Genomic DNA, 3,642 nt, shown 5'->3' on the forward strand with positions numbered 1-3,642 from the left:
CAGTTATCAGTTATCAGTTATCAGTTATCAGTTATCAGTTATCAGTTATCAGTTATCAGTTATCAGTTATCAGTTATCAGTTATCAGTTATCAGTTATCAGTTATCAGTTATCAGTTATCAGTTATCAGTTATCAGGGCGCTTCTCGACTTTGTGTGATAATTTTTGCTTATGGAATCGTGAAATGCTTATCGGGCAAGACTTTTAGGGCTATTTTGCGGATATTCTATCAGTATAGACCTCGTTTCCACACAGAAACCAGAAGAGCCTTATCAGTTATCAGTTATCAGTTATCAGTTATCAGTTATCAGTTATCAGTTCACTGAGAAAACACCCCACTTCCCACTTCCCACTTCCCCAGGAAAAACTTCCTCACCTAGCTCTAGTATAGGAGATAGTACGGGAATCTGGAAAAACTCAATACCGAAAACCCTACCCCGGTCAGAGAATCTTTTATCTATCCTAAAAGTGTAGAGATAAATCAACATCTCTAGCGTCAAGAAAACTTCGGAGGTGAATTATATGGCACTTATACGTTGGGAACCTTTCAGAGAAGTAGAAAGCCTACAAAAAGAAATGAATCGCTTGTTGGACCGTATTGTGCCGACTGATGTAGGCAATGGCGAAAAAGTGGGGTTATCCTTCATCCCGGCGGCGGAAATGACCGAAACGCCAGAGGCAGTTCAGCTTAAACTGGAAATACCCGGTATGGAAGCCAAAGACCTCAATGTGGAAGTAACAGCCGATAGTCTGACCATTAATGGTGAAAGGAAATCGGAAATTAAAACCGAAGAAGAAGGGTTTACCCGCACTGAATTCCGTTATGGTAAATTCCATCGGGTTATTCCTCTACCGGTTCAGGTTGATAACACTAACGTGACTGCTGAATACAAAGATGGCATTCTCAACCTCACCCTCCCGAAAGCGGAAGAAGAAAAAAATAAAGTGGTGAAAGTGTCCATCAGTCCTACCATTGCTCAATGATGTAGCACTCATTGTCCGGTCTTGAGCGAAAGAGTTAACCTAGTCTGATTAAACCAAAGCGGGAGTATTAAATCATGCTTCCGCTTTTAGCTTCTTAACCTTTTAATTTAAAACTTCTAACACTGCTTGGGGTGATAATTTATCTTTAAACCAGATAACCTGAGCGGGTAGATTTTGAAATTTAACTCCAGCTTTTTCTAGATTTAACCGTTCCGACACGGCTAAAATTAGATTATTTGCTTGGGCCGATTTAACCTGTAAAAATTTCTTTTGTAGGTATTCTGGTCGCCAATAACCAACAATTTCGAGGAGAAAAACGCGACCATCGGGATGCACTAAACGGAAATCGGGAATCATCACTCCTCCGGGTAAAGGCACTAAATCCACTTCTCTTTCTAGTTGCCATTCAGTTTTTAACTGTAACCAACGTTTAGCGAAAGATTCCTCTAACATACTATCGTAGGGTTTACCCGGGGAATAGTGGGACACCAGACCACAGTTATCCTCTAAATTGAACTGTTGTTTTTTAATAGTTCCTGTATAGGAATCTTTATACTGTAATTGTGCCTTCAAATTCCAGTGAGTGACATGGAGTAAGGCAGGAATTAATTTAGCGATTTCAATGCCATAACGACTATTAGCTTTAAATAAACTGGTGGGACCATCGATAGTAATAGTAAATCCCGTGTCGGCATCCCCTTCGATATAAGTCATTAAACGAAATAGTTTTAGATAGCGAAAGAGATATTTATATTCTCCCGGATCATTGCGGTGGACGTTGATAATTAAATAACTGGCCCGATAAAAAATCCCTTGAATTTGCGAGAGGTTAAAACGATGAATTAGGTTTTCGGGGGTGGGAGCATCAAATTGAGTGAGAATTTTATTCTCCGCTAAATCAGCATAGAGTCCTTTTTCTAGAGCTACTGGAAAAATTTCTTGATTTAATTCTTGGCTGAGTTGCTGGGCAATTTTCTCCAGAATTAGCGATCGATTTTGGGGAATAGGAACAAAGTTGGCCGCTTGTTCAAAAACTCTTTTTCTTAATTCCTGTGGTTCTAAGGGACTAATAATCTCAAAGGTGGCAAAATGATTGGTTAACAGGTGAGCAAATCCCCGTTTAATTTTATAATCGGGACTGTCTCCCTCCAAGATTAGGAGTTTTTGGCTTAATTCTCCCTTAGTTTCACCGATACTTTCCTGAAAACAGGTGATTTGTTCTTTTGCGATCGCCAGATAATCGGGAGCGATCGGTAAGCGTTTGGGAATAATTGTCTCGCCATTTTGACGGGAAATCAATAAATCGGTCGGTAACATGGCAAACTAGAGAAGAATAGTCAGATGGGGAAAGGTGGGACGACAAGGAAAGGTCAAAACCCCAAAAATCCCCCGATTCTAACTATTTTGTTCGAGATAACGCTCTAAATCCTCGATCACACGGGTTAATTCTGCTTCTGTGGTTAAGCGCAGGCGATCGTCGCGAACCGTTAACAAAACTTTAGCCGAAAAAGGATTCGGATAAATATTGGGATTACAAAACACTTCCAGAAACACATCACCAGTGTGCTGATATTCCAGTGGTTTTTGGGGTTGGGGTTTACCTCCACTAGCGGCATTACTGGCGATCGCTTTTAGGCGATCAAGTAGAATATTAATTTCCCTTTGCAAATCCAGAGCAGCACTGGGACTGAAACGAAAAGTAACGGAACCTTGCAAGAGATTAAGAGTTAAAGGAATCATCGAAAATTTGGGTCTGAAACCCCGTCGTTCTACGACGGCTTTACTGTTAAATATTAGCACATTTACAAAATATATGCTAGAATGTGAGACATGGAAAAAGCCTATTCGTTTCGATTTTACCCCACACCAGAACAAGAGTCGCTATTGCGGCGCACGTTGGGCTGTGTAAGATTAGTTTACAATAAAGCTCTCCACGAACGAACACAAGCATGGTATGAAAGACAAGAAAGAGTAGGCTACGCTCAAACTTCTTCAATGTTGACCGATTGGAAAAAACAAGAAGAATTAGACTTTTTAAACGAAGTTAGCTGTGTACCTTTACAACAAGGGTTAAGACACCTACAAACAGCTTTCACTAATTTCTTTGCTGGTCGTACTAAGTATCCCAACTTTAAGAAAAAACATCAAGGAGGAAGTGCCGAATTTACCAAATCAGCCTTTAAATTTAAAGACAAACAAATCTATTTAGCCAAATGCACGGAACCCTTAGCGATTCGATGGTCAAGACAAATACCAGAACGCTGTGACCCAAGCACAGTAACAGTCAGATTACATCCTTCTGGACGTTGGCATATCTCAATAAGATTTGATGACCCAACGATTAAGCCTTTACCAGTAACAGATAAAGCCATTGGAATTGACTTAGGAATTAGTAGCCTTGTGATTACCAGCGATGGCGATAAAGTATCTAATCCTAAGTATTTTAAAAGGCATTATCGGAGACTGCGAAAGGCACAAAAAAGCCTTTCTAGAAAACAGAAAGGGTCAAAAAATCGGAAAAAAGCGAGAATCAAAGTAGCAAGGATTCACGCTCGAATCACCGATAACAGAAAAGACCATTTACATAAGCTAACCACTCAATTAGTTCGTGAAAACCAAACGATTGTAGTTGAGAATTTAGCCATCAAGAATATGGTCA

4 protein-coding genes and 1 pseudogene are annotated in these 3,642 nt (G+C 40.0%); 3 read left to right on the forward strand and 2 right to left on the reverse strand.

Going from position 1 to position 3,642, the window contains the following annotated elements:
• Window positions 1-325, forward strand: a pseudogene (locus tag O9324_RS13880) (hypothetical protein); the annotation flags it as partial.
• Window positions 326-521: 196 nt separating this feature from the next.
• Window positions 522-983, forward strand: a complete 462-nt coding sequence (locus O9324_RS13885) for an Hsp20/alpha crystallin family protein (RefSeq protein ID WP_288140480.1) — start codon at window positions 522-524, stop codon at window positions 981-983.
• Between the two features lie 102 nt (window positions 984-1,085).
• Here the strand turns inward: O9324_RS13885 and O9324_RS13890 are convergent, their stop codons facing one another.
• The gene (locus O9324_RS13890) at window positions 1,086-2,300 is read right to left on the reverse strand and encodes a DUF790 family protein (RefSeq protein ID WP_002767034.1); all 1,215 of its coding nucleotides are present in this window, start codon (window positions 2,298-2,300) and stop codon (window positions 1,086-1,088) included.
• A gap of 78 nt (window positions 2,301-2,378) precedes the next feature.
• Complete coding sequence (locus O9324_RS13895) at window positions 2,379-2,723, reverse strand: hypothetical protein (RefSeq protein ID WP_002767033.1); 345 nt, start codon at window positions 2,721-2,723, stop codon at window positions 2,379-2,381.
• A gap of 90 nt (window positions 2,724-2,813) precedes the next feature.
• Here O9324_RS13895 and O9324_RS13900 point away from each other — a divergent pair.
• Window positions 2,814-3,642 (forward strand): RNA-guided endonuclease InsQ/TnpB family protein (locus tag O9324_RS13900; protein WP_288140481.1); only part of this gene is annotated, 829 nt, incomplete at its 3' end.

The organism is Microcystis sp. LE19-84.1B (assembly GCF_027531875.1).
Taxonomy (GTDB): domain Bacteria; phylum Cyanobacteriota; class Cyanobacteriia; order Cyanobacteriales; family Microcystaceae; genus Microcystis; species Microcystis panniformis.

What these genes read in the sequence shown, in the direction of transcription:
- O9324_RS13890 (WP_002767034.1), bottom strand. Translation starts at nt 2,300, where the DNA reads ATGTTACCGACCGATTTATTGATTTCCCGTCAAAATGGCGAGACAATT.
- O9324_RS13885 (WP_288140480.1), top strand. Translation starts at nt 522, where the DNA reads ATGGCACTTATACGTTGGGAACCTTTCAGAGAAGTAGAAAGCCTACAA.
- O9324_RS13895 (WP_002767033.1), bottom strand. Translation starts at nt 2,723, where the DNA reads ATGATTCCTTTAACTCTTAATCTCTTGCAAGGTTCCGTTACTTTTCGT.